The following is a 17,445-nucleotide window of genomic DNA, read 5'->3' as shown; positions in this document are numbered from 1 at the left end:
GGGACACACCCATGTTCGGCGACCGGCATGTGATCGTGGTGGACCTCGGCTTCGGCGACGCCGGCAAGGGCGCGACCGTGGACTGGTTGTGCTCGCCGCCGGCGGGCCTCGACGTCGCCGCCGTGGTGCGCTTCAACGGGGGCGCGCAGGCGGCGCACAATGTGGTCGCCGCCGGCCGCCACCACACCTTCCGCCAGTTCGGGTCCGGCACCTTCTCGGGCGTGCCGACCCTGCTGTCGCGGCACATGCTGGTCGAGCCCATCGCCCTGGCCGCCGAGGCCCGGGCCCTGGCCGCGCTCGGCGTCGCCGATCCGCTGTCGCTGCTCTACGTGGACGAACGAGCCCTGCTCACCACCCCGATCCACGGGGCCGCCAACCGTTGCCGGGAGGACGCGAGGGGTGCTTCCCGGCACGGTTCGTGCGGTCTCGGCATCGGCGAGACGGCCGACTACGCCCGCACCCACGATGCGCCCCGCGTCGCCGACTGCCGGAACCCGGATGCGCTGCGGCGCAAACTCATTGCTCTCGAGGAGCACTACCGCCCGCTGCTCGCCGGCGGCGCGCACCGCCACGACCCGATCGACGATCTGATCGACCTGTACCGGGAATTCGCGCACGCCGTGGCCATCCTGCCCGGCGATCAGCTCGCCGGCTTCGCCGACGCGGGCCGCCTGGTGTTCGAGGGCGCGCAGGGCGTGCTCCTGGACGAATGGCGCGGCCTGCACCCGCACACCACCTGGTCCACGGTGGAACCGCGCAACGCGCGCGCCATGCTCGCCCGCATCGGCGCACCCGCCTACGTCCTGGGCGTGACGCGGGCCTACGGGACCCGGCACGGCGCGGGCCCGTTCCCCACCGAGGATCCCGCGCTCGCTATTCCCGAGCACCACAATGGAACCGGCCCCTACCAGGGTGAATTCCGCATCGGCCACCTCGATCCGATCCTGCTCCGCTATGCCGTCGACGCCTGCGGCGGCATCGACGGCCTGGCCGTCGACCACCTCGATGCGCTCGGCGAAATCCGCACCGCCACTGGCTATCTCACCCCGGACGGTTATACCGATCGACTCCATTGCGGTGCCTGGCGGGATCTCGGGCACCAACAGCGGCTCACCGATCTGCTGGACACCGCAACCCCCGTCCTGACCAGCTTGCCCACCGACATCACCACCTACCTCGAGGCCGAACTCGGTGTCCCGGTGGTCCTCACCGCACACGGCCCGGATCGCGCCGATCGCACGATCCGGGTGGCCACTACGGCATGATTGTCCACTTGTGGAGCAACAATCGGCGGTATCCATCGATGTGATCGCCCTGCGGTACGGGCGCGACGACGCGACCGTGACGGTGGGGATCGCGCCGCGGCGGTGGGAGCCGTTCGCCGGTCAACTGGCATTGCCCGGTGTGCTACTGGGGCGGGGCGAGCGGCTCGTGGAGGCGGCCGTGCGGGCGGTGCACACCAAGCTCGGGGTCGCCGAGGAGGCCATTGCGGCGGTGGGGCAGGTGGCGACGTTCGATGAGCCCAGCCGTGATCCGCGCGGGCCGACGCTGTCCATTGCCATGTGGGCGGTGGTCGGTGAGCCCGGCGAGGCCGAGTGGGTGGCGTTCGACCGGGTGCCGCCGCTGGCGTTCGACCACAATCGGATCATTGTGGCGGCGCGCACGCGGCTGGGTGAAATGCTGTGGAAGGACCTGATTTTCACGCGGGCATTGACCGGGGAGCAGTTTCCGGCCACGCGCGCGGTGGAATTGACCACCGCGCTGCACGGTGCGCGGCCCGATCCCGGCAATCTCAATCGCACGCTGGCGGCGCTGCCCGGGCTGGCGCGCACCGGTGAGCGGGTGCGCGTGAAGGCCACGGGCCGTCCCGCCGCCATGTGGGCGTTCGAGCAGCAGGACGGGGCCGTGGCCGCGAAACACTAAGCCTTGCAGAAGGTTCCGCGTTCGGGGACCTTGCCGTCGAAGAGGTAGCCGACGACGATGTCGTCCACGCACGCCGAACCCTTGCCGAAGGCGATGTGGTCGTCGCGCTCGTTCACGACCAGCACCGCGTTCGACAGGTTCGCCGCCACATTCTCCGCGGCGGCGAGGGTGGTGGCCGCGTCACCGGTGTTGTTGATCAGCAGGATGGTGGGCGCGCCCGCCGCCTTCAGGGCGGTCGCCTTGGCCGAGGGGGCGACCGGCCAGAACTCGCACAACGCGCCCTTGTAGACGTCGTTCACGCCGAACAGCGGCGAGCCGCCGCGCGCCTGCTGGGCGTCGCGGTCCAGATCGGACAGCAGCTGCTCCTCGGACTTGCTGCGGTACTTGGCGGGATCGCCATTGAGGCAGCTGACCGCCGAGAACGCGTAGGCGGCGGTGTCGTATTCGCCCGAGGCATTGCGGTGCACGTACGCGTCGGCGAGCGCGGCCAGTTCGGCGCCGTTGCCCGCGAGGGCGTCGGCCAGCGCATGATCGAAGACCGACCAGTCGGAGGTGTCGTAGGTCGCCTGGAATGCGCCGGTCAAGGCCATATTCGAGCCCAGCTTGCGGCCATCGGGCAGCGGCAGGGGGTTGGCGTCCACGCGCTGGACGAGGTCTTGCAGCTTGGCCATGGCGGCATCGGGATCGGTGCCGACCGGGCAGGCCGGTTCGGCGGCGCAGGCCGACAGGATGGTGCGGACGGACTGCTCCTCCTGGGCGAGTTCCTGCGGCTCGGATTCCATCCCGCCCTGCCCGGAATCCTCGGAGACGCCGTCGAATTCACCGGGATCGTCGACCGAATCCAGCACCATGCGGCCGACCCGATCCGGGAAGCGATCGGCGTAGTACTGGCCCACCCGGGTGCCGTAGGAGAAGCCGACATAGTTGAGCTTGTCCTCGCCGAGCGCGGCCCGCATCACGTCCATATCGTGCGGGAGCACCTCGGTGCCGACGAAGCCGAGCAGCTTGCCGGCATTGCGCCGACAGCCCTCGCCATAGTTCTTGTGCGCCTGCGCGACCCGCTGCCTGCCCGCCTCATCGGAGGGCGTGAAGTCGGTGGCGAGGTACTCGTCCATCTCGGCGTCGCCGAGGCATTTGATGCCCGCCGTCCGGCCGATGCCGCGCGGGTCCCAGCCGATCAGGTCGTAGCGCTCGCGCAGGCGGCCCAGGGCGGGATCGTCGTCTTCGAGGAACAACACCGAATCGAAACCGGATTCGCCCGGCCCGCCCGGATTGGTGGTCAGCACGCCGAGCCGGGCCGCGGGATTGGTGGCCGCCAGCCTGATGAGCGGCATCTTGATCGCGGCCGCACCCGGATTCGCGTAATCGATGGGAATGCGCAGGGTGCCGCACTCGGCGTCGGGGCGTTCGGCGCACGGCTGCCAATCGATCCGCTGCTCTTCGTATTCCGCGAGGCTCGCCAGCGGCGTCGCCTCCGCGCCGTCGGGGGCGTTCCTCCCGGCCCCGTCCGACGGCTCATCGGAATTCGAACAGCCGGAAAGGAGCAGCGCTACTGCCGCGGTGACGACCGCGAGTCTGGTCCGGTGGCGCACGGTTGATTCCTCTCGCCCTGGAATCGGAATGAAAACCAGCTCAGCGTAGCCAGTAGATTATGACTTTTTCGTGAGCCATACGTCAGCGTCGCAAGACCGATTGCACCATCTCGCGAATGGAGGCGCGCAGCCGGTCGGTTTCCCCAGCGCGCACCATTTCCCGGGCCAGATCCGAGCCGACCGAACTCAGCAGCAGGCGGCCGACCGCCTCGGCGTCGATATCGGGGCGGGACTCGTGCAGCAGCGCGGTGATGTGGGTGTCCCAGGTGCCGTGGAACTCGGCGGTGCGCGGATGCGGCGGCATCGGCACCGCACGGTAAGCGGCCATGAGCTCGACATTGTCGGCCATCATCACCGTCATGGCGTCGAAGAAGGCGAGCAGCCGCTCCCCCGCCGGAGCGCCCGGCCCCAGCGGCGGCGGCCCGTCGGCAATGGCGCTCATGAGGGTTTCGGCGGGTTCGGCGAGCAGCGCGTTGAGCAGATTCGCCCGGCTCCCGAACCGGTGGAAGATCGTGCCCTTGCCGACCCCGGCCGCCGCCGCCACCCGATCCATGCTCAGCGCATCGGCGCCGTGTTCGACCAGCAGCATCCGGGTCGCGTCCAGGATCGCGCGCCGATTGCGTGCCGCATCGGCGCGTTCCTTGGGCTGCTGAGCAGGCATTTCCTCGGCTTTCCTAGACAAGTTGACCGTCGGTCCATATAGTCACGAGAGTAACTGGACCGTCAGTCAATTTATGGAGTTTCGATGCAGGCAATCCTAATGACCGCAACCGGTGGACCCGAGGTGCTCCAGGCGCGCGAGGTGCCCGCGCCGCGCCCGCGGCCGGGCGAGGTGCTCGTGCGCGCCGAGGCGATCCCCGTGCTGTATCCGGAGACCATGCTGCGCTCGGGTGCGTTCCCGATCCCCGCGCCGCTGCCGCTGGTCTTCGGCACGCAGGCGGCGGGCGTGGTCACCGAGGTGGGCGCGGGCGCGGACGCCGCGCTCACCGGTCGGCGCGTCATGGTGGCCAGCAACACCTTCGGCACCTACGCCGAATGGGTGTGCGTACCAGCGGAATCCGTCACGCCCATCCCGGAGGGACTGTCCGCGGTGGATGCGGCGGCGGTGACCATGAGCGCCTCCGTGGCGATTCCGCTGCTGGAGACCGCCGCGCTCACCGGCACCGAGGCGGTGCTGATCCAAGCCGCCGCAACCGGAGTCGGCGGTTACCTCACCCAGCTGGCCAAGGAATTCGGCGCGGCCCGGATCATCGCCACCGCGGGCGGTCCGGACAAGATGGACCGGGCGCGCGAGCTCGGCGCCGACGAAGTGCTCGATCATCGCGATCCGCAGTGGCCACAGCGACTGCGCGAAATCCTCGGCGGCACAACGGTGGATGTGGTGTTCGACGCCATCGGCGGCGACACCGCGGCCACCCTGCTCGACCTGATGACCCCGCTGCGCGGCCGAATGCTGGGCTACGGCTTGCTGTCCGGCTCCTTCGCGCAGGTGACGGCGACGGATCTGACCATGCGCGGGCTCACCTTCATCGGCTGCGCCGGACCGGACTGGCTGGCCCGGGTGGATCGGGCGCGCGGCGCGGCCCTGGAGCGCGCCGCCCGCGGATCCCTCACGCCGCTCACCGCGACGGTGCTGCCGCTCGCGCAAGCCGCGACCGCGCACCGGCTCATCGAGGAGCGCAGCGCCCTGGGCACGATCGTGCTGCGGCCCGGCCCCGCCTGACAGCGGGTCCGGCCCCCACTGGTTCACAGCGGGTCCGGCCCTACGGCTCGCCAGCGCTGCGGACCCGCGTCGTGACATCGGTTCCTCACCGGAGGTCTACGCTGAAACCGCCGCGAAACCGGTTGGTCCACGGCCGGGGGCTCGTGGCGGCAGGCCAGATCACTCCGTTCCACAGCAACCGGAGGCGAGACCATGGGAACTGCGAAAACCGTCCTGATCACCGGCACCTCCTCGGGCATCGGCCTCGCCACCACCGTCGCGGCCGCCCGGATGGGCTGGCTGCCCGTGGCCACCATGCGCGACACCACCCGCGCCGAGAATCTGATCGCCGCCGCCAAGGAAGCGGGCGTCGACGATCTGGTGCGGGTCGCGCGGCTGGACGTGACCGATCCGGCCTCGGTCGCCGAATGCGTCGCCGGTGTGGTCGCCGAGTACGGCGGGCTCGACGCGGTGGTCAACAATGCGGGCGCCGGAACCGTGGGCACCATCGAGATCGCGGGCATGGATCCGGTGCGCGCGAATATGGAGGTCAACTATTTCGGCGTCGTCGAGGTCACTCGCGCGGCCCTGCCGCACCTGCGGGAATCGCGCGGCCGGCTGGTCACGGTGACCAGCGTCGGCGGAGTGGTGGGGCAGCCGTTCAACGAGGCGTACTGCGCGGCCAAGTTCGCGGTCGAGGGGTTCATGGAATCCCTTGCGCCGGTAGCCGCTTCGGTCGGGGTGCGGGTATCGGTCGTCGAACCGGGCGCGGTCGCCAGCGAATTCGTGGCCGGGCAGCAGCTCGACATTCCGGCCATGCTGGCCGCGGCCGGGCCGTATGCGCCGGCGCTGCAGGCGTATATCGATCGCACCCTGAAGGCGTTCAGCGTCGCGCAGACTCCGGCGGACGCGGCGGGTTCGATCATTGCCGCGCTCACCGACGAGAATCCGCCCTTCCGGGTGCAAACCACCGAGTGGGCACGCGATTTCGCGGGAACCAAGCTCGCCGATCTGGATGGTTCCGCCGTGCAGCGGCTCACCGGCGGCTGGGTGGGGCTGACGCGCTCCTGATCAGTTGATACGAGGACATCGAATGCGCCTGCCGGTCACCGCCGCGCAGCCTCGTTGAATCTCGGATCAAGAAGTTGCGGGGTTGGGGTTAGCCGCCCGGCTGCAATGCGCTCTGCCAGTAACTGCTGTTTGATCCGCTGCACGAGCTCGCGGAGAGCGAGATCGATAACCTCGTGCTTGGTACCGAGCCCGGTGAGCCGCTGCGCGGTTTCGATCAGCTCGTCATCCAGATTGACGCTTGTTACGGTCATGCGCACCTCCGAAAATAGAGGTTGCCTATGCCGCCGACGTTACGCCACTGGGCAACTCGCCATTCGTGGATGCCCGAACGAAGGCGATACCACCGCCCGCGATCAGCCGGTGATCTCCCACTCGTAGACGGTGAGTTCGGAGGCGCCGGTGGTGTGGATGGGGTCGGTGAAGACCAATGCCCGTGCGGCGTCGAGGTTTTCGGCGAGGATGACGTAGGCGCCGCCGGAGTTGTCGGTGAACTTGCCGGATTCCACCAGTTGGCCGCGGGAACGGACGGCGTCGAGCCATTCGCGATGGGGCTGGGCCACAGACGAATCGAAGCGCGGGGTGCGCATTGCCATCACCAGGTATTTGCGCACCCTGCGCTTCTCCTCTGTATTACTGCTGTTCGATTACTGCTGCTCGTCGTCGGCCCGGCGCGGGGCCAGGGTGGCCGCGGCCGCGGCGCGGACCTGCGGGGCCACCAGGACCACCTGGCCGAGGACACCATTGATGAACGACGGGGAATCGTCGGTGGAGAGGGCCTTGGCCAATTCCACCGCCTCGTCGACGGCCACCACGGGGGGAACGTCATTGGCGTGGAACAACTCCCACACCGCCACCCGCAGAATGGCGCGGTCCACGGCGGGCAGCCGGGACAGGGCCCAATCCTGCAGGTAGGACTCGATGGTGCCGTCCACCCGGTCCAGATCGTCGGCGACGCCTTCGACCAGCACGCGGGTGTAGGGGTTCACCGGGGCCACCGAGTCGTCGCGCACCGACAGCGAGACGCGCTCGGCAAGCAGTTCCGCGGGGTCGATATCGCGGGCCTCGGCCTCGAAGAGCAGGTCCACGGCCCGGCGGCGCGCCTTGTGGCGCGCACCCAGCTTCTTGTAGTTCGACTTCTTGTCCACGGGCTGATCGGCCACGGTCACCATTATCCGCGCGTCAGGAGTTGACGCGGCTGATGTAGGAGCCGTCGCGGGTGTCGATGCGCAGCTTGTCACCCTGGTTGATGAACAGCGGCACCTGCACCTCGGCGCCGGTCTCCACGGTGGCGGGCTTGGTGCCGGCCGAGGAGCGGTCGCCCTGCAGGCCCGGCTCGGTGTGGGTGACGACGACGTCGATGGCGACGGGGAGCTCGACGAACAGCGCCTCGCCCTCGTGCATGGCGATCTGGACCTGCATGTTCTCCAGCAGGAAGCCGGCGTTCTTGCCCAGGATGGTCTCGCCCAGGTGGATCTGGTCGTAGGTCTCGCCATCCATGAAGATGTAGTCCGAGCCGTCGTGGTACAGGTAGGTCATATCGCGACGGTCGACGGTCGCGGTCTCGACCTTGACGCCGGCGTTGAAGGTCTTGTCGACGACCTTGCCCGAGACGACGTTCTTCAGCTTGGTGCGCACGAAGGCGGGACCCTTACCCGGCTTCACGTGCTGGAACTCGACGATCTGCTGGAGCTGATTGTCGATCTTCAGCACGAGGCCGTTCTTGAAGTCGCTGGTGTCCGCCACTGTCCTCGGATCTCCTACTAGTCGGTATGCAACCGCGCGTCAGTCGACGACGGTCAGGTCTTTGCTGGTGTGGGTGAGCAGTTCCGGGCCCCCCTTGCGAACCACGAGCGTGTCCTCGATCCGGACACCGCCGCGGCCGGGAAGATACACACCTGGCTCGACGGTCACCGCCACGCCATCCAGCAGTGTACCTGTGCCCGTTTTGGCGATTCCGGGCGCTTCGTGGATCTGCAGGCCGACGCCGTGTCCGAGGCCGTGCACGAAGTACTCGCCGTACCCGGCGTCCTCGATGACCGAGCGGGAGGCGGCGTCGACGGCCTTGGTCGCCACGCCCACCGCCAGGGCCTCGCGGCCGGCCGCCTGGGAGGCGTGCACCAGGTCGTAGATCTCGCGCTGCCAGTCCGCCGGTTGGCCGAGCACGAAGGTGCGGGTCATATCGGAGTGGTAGCCGTCGACGGTGGCGCCGAAGTCGAGCTTCACGAAATCACCGGCGGCCAGCACCGCGCCGGTCGGGCGGTGGTGCGGGACGGCCGAATTCGGGCCGGCGGCGACAATGGTCTCGAAGGAGACGGCGTCCGCGCCGTGCTCGAACATGAGCCATTCCAGTTCGCGGGCGACCTGGCGTTCGGTGCGGCCGGGGCGCAGGCCGCCACGTTCGAGCAGGGTGGCCAGGGCGTTGTCGGCGGCATCGCAGGCGGCGGCCAGGCGGCCGACCTCGTAGTCGTCCTTCACCATGCGCAGCTGTTCCACCAGGCCCGCGACCGGGACCAGGTCCAGGCCGGTGCCCAGGGCCACGAAGGCCCGGTGCTGTTCGACGGTGAGGATATGGCTCTCGAAGCCGACGCGACCGGTCTGCCACTCCCCCGCGATCTCCACCACCCGGCGGGCGCTGGCGCGGTTGATCTCCGCGCGCAGATCCGGGACCTGCTCGCCGACCTGGGTGATGTAGCGGCCGTCGGTGCAGATGACGGTGCGATCCTCGGAGCTGTCCCAGGCATAGACCAGCAGAGCGGCATTCGACCCGGTGAACCCGGTCAGGTACCGGATATTGATCAGATCGGTCACCAGTAGGGCGTCCACCCGGTTTTCGACCAGCAGGTTGCGCAGGCTGGCTCGGCGCAGTGCGTAGTCGGGACGCCGGACCGGATCGTGATCAGCAGACATGCGTCCAAGGTACTGCCGACACGCGGCATCTCCGACACCCAACACGGAGCCGGGCGGTTCTCACCGAAAGCCGTGATGTTCACATACCAAGTGGTTCTCCACATTTCGCGAATCAGCGGCCCGCGCGAACACCCGCCGCGGGACCCTCGACCCATGGAACCGCTTCCCCTGCTGATCCTCACCGCCTGGTGCGCGGCACTGAGCTGGTTCGACCTGCGCTCCCGGCGACTGCCCAATGCCTTGACACTGCCCGGCGCCGCGGCGGCGCTCACCTATGCGACCGCCCTGGGCCGCCCCACGCTCGCCGTGCTGGGCGCGCTTCTCCTCGCAACCCCCTATCTCCTGGTGCACCTGTGGAATCCGGCCGCGCTGGGTGCCGGCGATATGAAGCTCGCCCTCGGACTCGGCGCCGCGACCGCGCTGGGCGGGCCCAACTGCTGGGTATGGGCCGCGCTCACCGCACCCATGCTCACCGCGGCGGCCGGGGCGGGCGCTGCACTGACAGCGACGGTCGCCGGACCAATGCCATCGCCTTACGAGACCGTCACCAGCTGCGCTCACCAGCGACATTCGCCCATCAGGTCGGCGGCGCTCACCGCTCCCACCTCCTTCCCGGACCACGCCGCACCGGCGCTCCCACTATCCACCGGCACGATCCCGCACGGCCCGGCCATGTGCGCGGCGAGCATCCTCGCGCTGCTGGCGGCCCAGTGAGCCCAACCGGACCGACCCGAGCCACCGCGCGAGCCTGCCCAGCGCGAACCTGTCCGGGACGAAATTGTGCGGTGCGGGCCCCGCGGACGGGGCCGCCGCGACCGTGTTCGGGCCGTGGCTCAGCGGAGCGCGACAGGCGTTCGGGGCCGACAGAACCTCGAGCAATGGTGAGTCGTATCGCCTTACGGCGGACCGCGTGTCCGGCCGAGCGAATTCTCGTGGAAAGATGTAACCCGTGTTGCGCTGGATAACTGCCGGAGAATCCCATGGTCCCGCTCTCGTCACGATCCTCGAGGGGATGGTGGCCGGTGTCGAGGTGACCTCTGCCGATGTTGCCGCGCAGCTTGCGCGCCGGCGCCTGGGGTACGGGCGCGGGGCGCGCATGAAGTTCGAGGCCGACGCGGTCACCATGATCGGCGGCGTGCGGCACGGGCGCACCATGGGCGGACCGGTCGCCATCGAGGTCGGCAACTCGGAGTGGCCGAAGTGGACGCAGGTCATGTCGGCCGATCCGGTGGACGAGGCCGAGCTGGCCGAGCTGGCGCGCAATGCGCCGCTGACCCGGCCGCGGCCCGGGCACGCCGATTACTCGGGCATGCTCAAGTACGGATTCGACGATGCTCGCAATGTGCTCGAGCGCGCCAGCGCCCGCGAGACGGCCGCGCGGGTGGCCGCCGGCACCGTTGCCAAGAATTTCCTGCGGCAGGCCCTGGGCGTCGAGGTGATCTCGCACGTGGTCTCGATCGGCGCCGCGGCCAATACTTCGGGCGTGGTGCCGGGCGCCGGTGATCTGGCCGCCATCGACGAGAGCCCGGTCCGTTGTTTCGACAAGGACGGCGAAGCGGCCATGATCGCCGAGATCGAGGCCGCCAAGAAGGACGGCGACACCCTCGGCGGCGTGGTCGAGGTCGTGATCGAGGGGCTGCCCGTCGGCCTGGGTTCGTTCACCAGCGGTGAGGCGCGCCTGGATTCGCGACTAGCGGCCGCGCTCATGGGCATTCAGGCCATCAAGGGCGTCGAGGTGGGCGATGGTTTCGAGACCGCGCGCCGCCGCGGCAGCCAGGCCCACGACGAGATGAAGCCCGGCCCGGACGGTGTGCTGCGCTCCACCAACCGCGCGGGCGGTCTCGAAGGCGGCATGACCAATGGCGAGGCGCTGCGCGTGCGCGCCGCCATGAAGCCCATCTCCACCGTGCCGCGCGCGCTGGCCACCGTCGATATGACCACCGGCGGCGAGGCCGTCGCCATTCACCAGCGCTCGGATGTGTGCGCGGTGCCGGCGGCCGGTGTGGTCGCCGAGGCCATGGTGGCGCTCGTGGTCGCGCAGGCGGTGCTGGAGAAGTTCGGCGGCGACTCGCTGCCCGAGACGGTCGACAATATCGCCGCCTACCTGAAGCGGATCAACGCGCGCCCGCACGTTCCCTCGGGCAACGCGCCACAGTGACGACCGAGCCCGATCAGTCACCACCGAGCGTGGTGCTGGTCGGTCCGCCCGGCGCGGGCAAGTCGACGATCGGCCGCAAACTCGCCCGCGAACTCGGCGTGGACCTCTATGACACCGACGCCGGCATCGAGGAGCGCACCGGCCGCACCATTCCGGAAATCTTCGCCGAGGACGGCGAACCCGAATTCCGGCGCATCGAGGAGGAAGTGGTCCGCGACGCCGTCCTGACCGGCCACGGCATCATCTCCCTCGGCGGCGGCTCCGTGCTGTCCGCCGCCACCCGCGCCCTGCTGCGCGGCCACACCGTGGTCTACCTGGAGATCAGCGTCGGCGAGGGCCTGCGCCGCACCGGCGCCAGCACCAACCGCCCCCTCCTCAACGGCGACGACCCCGCGAAGAAATACCGCGAACTCATGAAGATCCGCCGCCCCCTCTACCGCGAGGTGGCAACGGTCCGCGTCCGCACCGACGGCCGCAGCCCCGGCCGCGTGGTCCGCATGATCCTCGCCAAACTCGGCCTGGAATCGGTGATCCGCCCGGAAGACCCGGCCCCCCAGCCCACCGTCCCCACCCCGACCGGCGCCGCCCGCTCCCGCCGCTCCCGCCGCCGCGGTCGCCGTTCGGGCGCAACCACCACACCCGCGATCGGCCACGACTCCGAAACCCTCACGCCCGCATCCGGATCCGCCACCGCCCCCGCGACCTCCTCGCAGCCGGGCACGGCTTCCGGCGGCTCGAATGCGACCGCAACCAATGCAGTGACAAGTTCCGCTGCGGCGGCGGAAACCTCTCCCACCACCGGAGCGACGAGCAATCGCCGCCGCCGACGCGCCTCCCGAGCCACTGGTGCTCCCGCGAATCCACCTGCTTCCAACACGAATTCGCCGTCACCGAGCACGCCGGCGAGTGACACCTCCGCTGCGCCCGGTAATCCGCCAGCCAGTACGAGTAACGCCGCTGGTGGACATGTGACTGCCGCCGCGGGCGATGGCACCGGCGCAAGTGCAGCCGCATCGGGCGGCGATCGCGCTGCCGATAGCACGGATTCCGCTGCCGGCGGACAGGACTCGGCTGGAACATCGCGCGGCGCGGGACCCTCTCGCCGAACCGACAACACCGCGGCCACCGCGGACGACGCGGCTCGAACTGGCGGCGGTGCGGGGGCGAAGGCCGATCAACAGGATTCGGGCTCGGCCGCACATGGGCCGGGCACGGGCCGCTCCCGGCGCGGGGCCGGCGCCGGTATTGCAGCGGCCGGCACTCGCCAGAGTGGCGGCGGCGCCGCGGATTCCGCTTCCGGCGGGAACGACTCGGCCGATCCGGCTCCGCCGCCGGGGGCCGGGCGGTCGCGGCGGGCGCGGGCTCGGCGGGCTCGGGCGCGGGCTCGGGCGGCGGCGCAGCACACAGCAGATCAGACCGTACGAGAAGAATCGGAGCAGCACCTATGAGCGAGCCGACCCGCATCGAAGTCCGCACCGCCGACCCGTACCCCGTGATCATCGGTCGGGGGTTGCTGGGCGACCTGGTGGACGAGGTGACCGGGCGGTCCGGGGTGCGGACGGTGGCGATCTTCTATCAGCCGTCGCTGGCCGAGACCGCGGAGGTGGTGCGGCAGGCGCTGGCGGACAAGGGGCTCGACGCGCATCGGGTGGAGATTCCGGATGCCGAGGCGGGCAAGGATCTTCAGGTCGCGGGCTTCTGCTGGGAGGTGCTGGGGCGGATCGGCCTGACGCGCAAGGATGTCGTCATCAGCTTGGGCGGCGGCGCGGCCACCGATCTGGCCGGGTTCGTGGCCGCCACCTGGATGCGCGGCGTGAGCATCGTGCACGTGCCGACCACGCTGCTGGCCATGGTCGACGCGGCCGTGGGCGGCAAGACCGGCATCAATACCGAGGCGGGCAAGAACCTGGTCGGGTCGTTCCATGAGCCCGCGGCGGTGCTGGTGGACCTGGTCACCCTGGAGTCGTTGCCGCGCAATGAGATCGTGGCCGGGATGGCCGAGATCATCAAGGCCGGTTTCATTGCCGACCCGGTCATCCTCGAGCTGGTCGAGCGCGATCCCGAGGCCGCTCTGGATCCGACCGGCGACGTGCTGCCGGAGCTGATCCGCCGCGCCATCCAGGTCAAGGCCGATGTGGTCGCCGCGGATCTCAAGGAGGCCGACCTCCGCGAAATCCTCAACTACGGCCACACCCTCGGCCATGCCATCGAGCGCCGAGAGCGCTACCGCTGGCGGCACGGCGCGGCCGTCTCGGTGGGCCTGGTCTTCGCCGCCGAACTCGGCCGGCTGGCCGGCCGCCTCGACGACGCCACCGCCGACCGGCACGCCGCCATCCTCTCCAGCATCGGCCTGCCCGTCAGCTACGACGCCGACGCCCTGCCCGATCTGCTCAAGTCCATGCAGACCGACAAGAAGACCCAGTCCGGCGTGCTGCGCTTCGTCGTGCTGGACGGCCTCGCCAAGCCCGGCCGCCTCGAGGGCCCGGACCCGAGCCTGCTGGCCGCGGCCTACTCGGCCATCGCCCGCGAGCAGTCGCCCGGCGGCAACTCGATTCTGCTCTGACCCATCAGAGCAGTTTCAGGTGCCGCAGGTTGGCCTCGTACTTTCGGATGGTTTCCGGGGTGATGTGCGGGATGTCCTGGTCCGGGCCGATTCTCGCGGCCCGGACGGCGGCCCGGAATCGGGCGGTCGACTCCGGGCTGCCTGCATGCGGCGGCTGCGGTTCGGTGTAGGCGTGCAGCAGCGGTAGCAGCGAATGCTTGCGCTGATCCTCCGGTAGTGCGCGCAGGGCCGTCTCGAATCTGCCGAACCAGTCCCGGTATCCGGTGATGCGTTCGATCGGGTTGCCCGCGGCAATGAGCCAGTCGACGAATTCGTCCAGGCCGTGGCCGTCGTCGTGGGTGTTCATCACGTGGTAGGTCCGGAATCCTTCCCGCACACCGAGTTCGGCGATGGCGGTGGCGATGAAGTCCACCGGCAGCCCGTCGTAGTGCGAGCGCTGCCGCCGCCCGGACGCGTCGAGCGGGTGGAAGGATTCCGGCGCGATACCGGTGGCCAGCACGCTGAACAGCAGGCGGGTGAACATGTCCGGCGCATTCAACTGGCCGAGGTAGCGGCCGTCGACCAGGATCATGTCGCACCGGAACACGGTCACCGGCAGCCCGCACAGGTCGTGGGCCTCGCGCAGCAGCACCTCACCGGCCCACTTGCTGTTGCCGTAGCCGTTGGCGTAACTGTCGTCCAGCGGCCGGACCGGGCTCATGGCACGCACGTCGGCGGTCTCGGTGAAGGCGGCGGGATCGATTCCGGCGCCGACCGCGACGGTCGAGATGTAGTCGAACGTCTTGATCCTGCCGGTGAGCGCCAAATGGATGAGCTCGGCGGTGCCGGCCACATTGGGGCCGAACAGCTGCTGATAGGGCAGCACATGGTTGACCAGCGCCGCGACGTCGACGATCAGATCGACCGTCTCGGCCAGCCGCTGCCAGGTGGCGGTGTCGAGTCCCAGACCCGACTCGCCCTTATCGCCCGCGACCACGTCCAGGTGCCGCTGCGCGAGTTGCCGATAGCGTTGCCACAGTTCGGGATCCCCGCTGTCGAAGACGGCGTCGAGCCGGGCCCGGGCCTGCTCGTCATCGGCGGCGCGGACCAGGCAGATCAGCCGCCCGTCGACCGCCGACAGCCGTTCCAGCCATTCCAATGCCACGAAGCGGCCGAGGAATCCGGTGGCGCCGGTGAGCAATACGGTGCGGATCTGCCCGGACGCCCGGGGCAGCGTGGGCGCGGCGGCGAGCGTGCCGGCATCGATGAATTTGTCCAATGTCAGCTCGCTCGCGCGAATCTCGGTCGCCGCGCTCGCGTGCACGCCGGCGAAGGTGGGCCGGCGGCGGTCGCCGGCGGCGCCGAGGTATCCGGCGAGCGCACGCAGATCGGTGGCCGGGCCGACGATCACGCCGACCGGCACCTCCACCCCGGTCAGCTCGTGCAGCGTGTTCGCCAAGGTCAACGCCGACAGCGAATCGCCACCGAGATCGGTGAACCGCGCCTCGGGCGCGACCTCGGCCGCATCCAGCCCGAGTACGACGGCGACCGTGCGCGATACGGTCTCCTCGAGCGGACGGTGCGCGAGACCGGCTCGCAGCGTGCGCAATTCGGCTTCCCGATCGTGATCAGACTGCTGGTAGAGCTGTTCGAGCCGTTCGCCGTAGTGCTGCCGCAGCACCGGACGGGCGAGTTTGCGAATCCCGGTCAGCAGACCGTTCTCGACGGTGAACGGCGTTGTCTCGATGAGGAAGTCGCGCGGAATCTCGTACGGCTGCAGCCCCTTGCGGACCGCGACCGCCCGCAGGGCCTCGGCCAGCAATGGCTTCGCCGCCGCGGGGTCCCCGGCCGCGACCGCATCGGCGGCGGGGACCACCACGGCCAGCAGGTGGGCGCGAGAACTGTTGCCGTAGAGGTAGATCTGCTCGATGAGCGGACTGTCCTCGTAGTCGGCTTCCAGCCGTGAGACCGCCACGAATTCGCCCTGCGACAGCTTGAGCACATTGTTGCGGCGGTCCACATAGCGCAGTTCATCGGGCGCGATCTCGGCGACGACGTCGCCGGTGCGGTAGTAGCCGTCCGCGGTGAACACCTCGGCGGTCACCTCGGGCCGCCGGTAGTAGCCGGGAAACAGATGGTCGGTCTTGACCACCAGCTCGCCGCGCGGATACGGCCGGTCGGTGCCGAAATAGCCGAGCTCCGGCACGTCGACGAGCTTGTAGTCCTGCACGACCGGCCGCCGCACCCGCCCGTCCACCAGCACGCCGCCCGCCTCGGTGGATCCGTACACCTCGACCAGCGGCACCTGGGTGAGCGCCTCGACGAACTCCCGGACCTCCGGTGAGGTCGGCGCCGACCCGGTCAGCGCGGAGATCGCGCGGCCACCCAGGACGGTATCGCGGAACTCGGCCAGGATCTCCTGTTCGCGCTCGCCCCGCCGGCCGTCGTCGGGCAGCCGGTCGACAGCCCGCCGGTATTCCTGGAACAGCAACTCCCACACCCGGGGTACGAACGGCAGTTCGGTCGGCCGGATCAGGCGCAGGTCTTCCAGGAAAGTCGAAAGGTCGCTGCTCGCAGCGAAATACGCGATGCCGCCGGATCCGAGCGTCCGGTACAGCGTGCCCCGGCCCATGACATGGCTCATCGGCAGGAAATTCATGGTGACGGACGGAACGCGGTCACTGTCCGCGCCGTCGAAGGCGAATCCGTTGTGCCACAGATTGGCCACCAGCCGCGCCGGATACATCGCCCCCTTGGGCGCGCCGGTGCTGCCGGAGGTGTAGATCAGCAATGCCAGTTGATCCGGTGCGAGCCCCACCGCGATGTCGTCGCCGTCCCGGCCTCGTTCCGCCACCGCGGCAAGCGATTCCAGGACGACCGGGGAGCCCGCGTCGAGCAAGCGCTGTGCGGCGGCGGCGAAAACCTCTCGCTGCGTATCGGATTCGGGCAGGTAGTCGAAGACGACCAGCCGCGTCGTCCCGGCATCGGCGAGGGCGAGTTCGACCGCGGCGGGCAGGTAGCCGATTCCGGCCGCGATCACCCGCGGCGTGGTCTCCTCGATGATCGGGCGCAGCTGGGCGGTCGACGCGCTGGATTGCAATGGCACGGCCACGGTCCCCGCGAGCATCGACGCCAGATCGAGCACCGTGTAATCGGCACTGTTGAAGCCCAGCACGGCGATTCGATCGCCGGCCGTCACCGGCGGCCCGCCCGCGGATCCCCGCGCGAGTCCGCGGGCGACCGCCTCCGCCCGGCGCGCCAGCTCCCGGTAGGTGACGATGGCGAATCGCTCGGTCGATCGCGGTTCGGTCCGGCCGGTTTCCGGATCGGTGACCAGCTCCGATATCCGGCTGCCCAGTGCCGGGCGGTCCGCGTACCCCGCCAGCACGGTCCGCACCAGGTCGGCGAGAGTCAGGCCCGGATTGTCCAGCAGTAGGGAGATTCCCGGATCGGGCCGGGCCTGCGCGATCTGATCGTCGTGTGCGATCAGATCGGCGATTCGATGTTCCTGCGCTTCGGTGAAGAACGACATGGCCAGCCTCCTGAACAG

The 17,445-nt window shown here is 69.6% G+C and carries 15 protein-coding genes and 1 pseudogene; 8 read left to right on the top strand and 8 right to left on the bottom strand.

The features are described 5' to 3' along the window. Window positions 1–11: 11 nt before the first annotated feature. A complete protein-coding gene (locus ACFVIV_RS35430) occupies window positions 12–1,265 on the top strand; it encodes an adenylosuccinate synthetase (RefSeq protein WP_379204086.1) in 1,254 nt (417 codons plus the stop codon). Between the two features lie 10 nt (window positions 1,266–1,275). After that, a complete protein-coding gene (locus ACFVIV_RS35425; protein ID WP_379204085.1) occupies window positions 1,276–1,923 on the top strand; it encodes an NUDIX hydrolase in 648 nt (215 codons plus the stop codon). On the opposite strand, the gene ACFVIV_RS35420 is transcribed toward ACFVIV_RS35425, so the two are convergent. Both ACFVIV_RS35420 and ACFVIV_RS35415 read right to left on the bottom strand, forming a co-directional pair. Beyond that, complete coding sequence (locus ACFVIV_RS35420) at window positions 1,920–3,515, bottom strand: alpha/beta fold hydrolase (protein ID WP_379204083.1); 1,596 nt, start codon at window positions 3,513–3,515, stop codon at window positions 1,920–1,922. The two genes, ACFVIV_RS35425 and ACFVIV_RS35420, sit on opposite strands and share 4 nt — an antisense overlap. Before the next feature lie 82 nt (window positions 3,516–3,597). Then, on the bottom strand, window positions 3,598–4,176 hold the full coding sequence (locus tag ACFVIV_RS35415; protein ID WP_379204081.1) for a TetR/AcrR family transcriptional regulator: 579 nt from the start codon (window positions 4,174–4,176) through the stop codon (window positions 3,598–3,600). Window positions 4,177–4,260: 84 nt separating this feature from the next. Between ACFVIV_RS35415 and ACFVIV_RS35410 the strand changes: the two genes are divergently transcribed. Together ACFVIV_RS35410 and ACFVIV_RS35405 are read left to right on the top strand one after the other, a co-directional pair. After that, complete coding sequence (locus ACFVIV_RS35410) at window positions 4,261–5,238, top strand: zinc-binding alcohol dehydrogenase family protein (protein WP_379204079.1); 978 nt, start codon at window positions 4,261–4,263, stop codon at window positions 5,236–5,238. A gap of 192 nt (window positions 5,239–5,430) precedes the next feature. Next, entirely contained in the window at window positions 5,431–6,288 is an 858-nt protein-coding gene (locus tag ACFVIV_RS35405) for an SDR family NAD(P)-dependent oxidoreductase (RefSeq protein WP_379204077.1), read from the top strand. Window positions 6,289–6,323: 35 nt separating this feature from the next. Here ACFVIV_RS35405 and ACFVIV_RS35400 read toward each other — a convergent pair whose 3' ends face one another. From ACFVIV_RS35400 to ACFVIV_RS35380, 5 genes are all read right to left on the bottom strand, one after another. Then, window positions 6,324–6,539, bottom strand: coding sequence for a type II toxin-antitoxin system VapB family antitoxin (locus ACFVIV_RS35400; RefSeq protein WP_379204075.1), 216 nt, complete (start codon window positions 6,537–6,539; stop codon window positions 6,324–6,326). Between the two features lie 102 nt (window positions 6,540–6,641). Beyond that, window positions 6,642–6,899 carry a YciI family protein gene (locus ACFVIV_RS35395; RefSeq protein ID WP_379204073.1) on the bottom strand — a complete coding sequence of 86 codons (258 nt, stop codon included), beginning with the start codon at window positions 6,897–6,899 and terminating at the stop codon, window positions 6,642–6,644. A gap of 33 nt (window positions 6,900–6,932) precedes the next feature. Next, window positions 6,933–7,448 (bottom strand): transcription antitermination factor NusB, encoded by a 516-nt coding sequence (gene nusB / locus ACFVIV_RS35390; protein ID WP_379204071.1) that lies wholly within the window; start codon window positions 7,446–7,448, stop codon window positions 6,933–6,935. Window positions 7,449–7,467: 19 nt separating this feature from the next. Further along, a complete protein-coding gene (gene efp / locus ACFVIV_RS35385; RefSeq protein ID WP_379204069.1) occupies window positions 7,468–8,031 on the bottom strand; it encodes an elongation factor P in 564 nt (187 codons plus the stop codon). 39 nt (window positions 8,032–8,070) lie between these two features. Further along, window positions 8,071–9,195: a M24 family metallopeptidase gene (locus ACFVIV_RS35380; protein WP_379204067.1), complete on the bottom strand. Its 1,125-nt coding sequence runs from the start codon at window positions 9,193–9,195 to the stop codon at window positions 8,071–8,073. Between the two features lie 153 nt (window positions 9,196–9,348). On the opposite strand from ACFVIV_RS35380, the gene ACFVIV_RS35375 reads away from it, so the two are divergent. The 4 genes and pseudogenes from ACFVIV_RS35375 to aroB all read left to right on the top strand — a co-directional run bounded on the left by ACFVIV_RS35375 (window position 9,349) and on the right by aroB (window position 13,916). Then, window positions 9,349–9,909 carry an A24 family peptidase gene (locus ACFVIV_RS35375; protein WP_379204065.1) on the top strand — a complete coding sequence of 187 codons (561 nt, stop codon included), beginning with the start codon at window positions 9,349–9,351 and terminating at the stop codon, window positions 9,907–9,909. A gap of 235 nt (window positions 9,910–10,144) precedes the next feature. Further along, entirely contained in the window at window positions 10,145–11,353 is a 1,209-nt protein-coding gene (gene aroC / locus ACFVIV_RS35370) for a chorismate synthase (RefSeq protein WP_379204063.1), read from the top strand. After that, a pseudogene (locus ACFVIV_RS35365) lies at window positions 11,350–11,868 on the top strand (shikimate kinase); the annotation flags it as partial. The gene aroC and the pseudogene ACFVIV_RS35365, both read left to right, overlap by 4 nt. Window positions 11,869–12,797: 929 nt before the next feature. Next, complete coding sequence (gene aroB, locus ACFVIV_RS35360) at window positions 12,798–13,916, top strand: 3-dehydroquinate synthase (protein ID WP_379204062.1); 1,119 nt, start codon at window positions 12,798–12,800, stop codon at window positions 13,914–13,916. A 4-nt stretch (window positions 13,917–13,920) separates the two neighbouring features. Here aroB and car read toward each other — a convergent pair whose 3' ends face one another. Continuing rightward, on the bottom strand, window positions 13,921–17,427 hold the full coding sequence (gene car, locus ACFVIV_RS35355; RefSeq protein ID WP_379204060.1) for a carboxylic acid reductase: 3,507 nt from the start codon (window positions 17,425–17,427) through the stop codon (window positions 13,921–13,923). Window positions 17,428–17,445 lie beyond the last annotated feature (18 nt).

The sequence above is a fragment of the Nocardia sp. NPDC127526 genome, from assembly GCF_042672265.1.
GTDB lineage: Bacteria > Actinomycetota > Actinomycetes > Mycobacteriales > Mycobacteriaceae > Nocardia.
The sequence above is the reverse complement of the archived record's forward strand: the minus strand, read 5'-3'. Positions and strand labels throughout refer to the sequence as shown.

Excerpts from the sequence above, each read along its gene's own strand:
- aroB (WP_379204062.1), top strand. The coding sequence starts at position 12,798 with ATGAGCGAGCCGACCCGCATCGAAGTCCGCACCGCCGACCCGTACCCC.
- ACFVIV_RS35380 (WP_379204067.1), bottom strand. The coding sequence starts at position 9,195 with ATGTCTGCTGATCACGATCCGGTCCGGCGTCCCGACTACGCACTGCGC.
- ACFVIV_RS35410 (WP_379204079.1), top strand. The coding sequence starts at position 4,261 with ATGCAGGCAATCCTAATGACCGCAACCGGTGGACCCGAGGTGCTCCAG.
- car (WP_379204060.1), bottom strand. The coding sequence starts at position 17,427 with ATGTCGTTCTTCACCGAAGCGCAGGAACATCGAATCGCCGATCTGATC.
- ACFVIV_RS35405 (WP_379204077.1), top strand. The coding sequence starts at position 5,431 with ATGGGAACTGCGAAAACCGTCCTGATCACCGGCACCTCCTCGGGCATC.
- ACFVIV_RS35375 (WP_379204065.1), top strand. The coding sequence starts at position 9,349 with ATGGAACCGCTTCCCCTGCTGATCCTCACCGCCTGGTGCGCGGCACTG.
- ACFVIV_RS35400 (WP_379204075.1), bottom strand. The coding sequence starts at position 6,539 with ATGACCGTAACAAGCGTCAATCTGGATGACGAGCTGATCGAAACCGCG.
- ACFVIV_RS35430 (WP_379204086.1), top strand. The coding sequence starts at position 12 with ATGTTCGGCGACCGGCATGTGATCGTGGTGGACCTCGGCTTCGGCGAC.
- ACFVIV_RS35415 (WP_379204081.1), bottom strand. The coding sequence starts at position 4,176 with ATGCCTGCTCAGCAGCCCAAGGAACGCGCCGATGCGGCACGCAATCGG.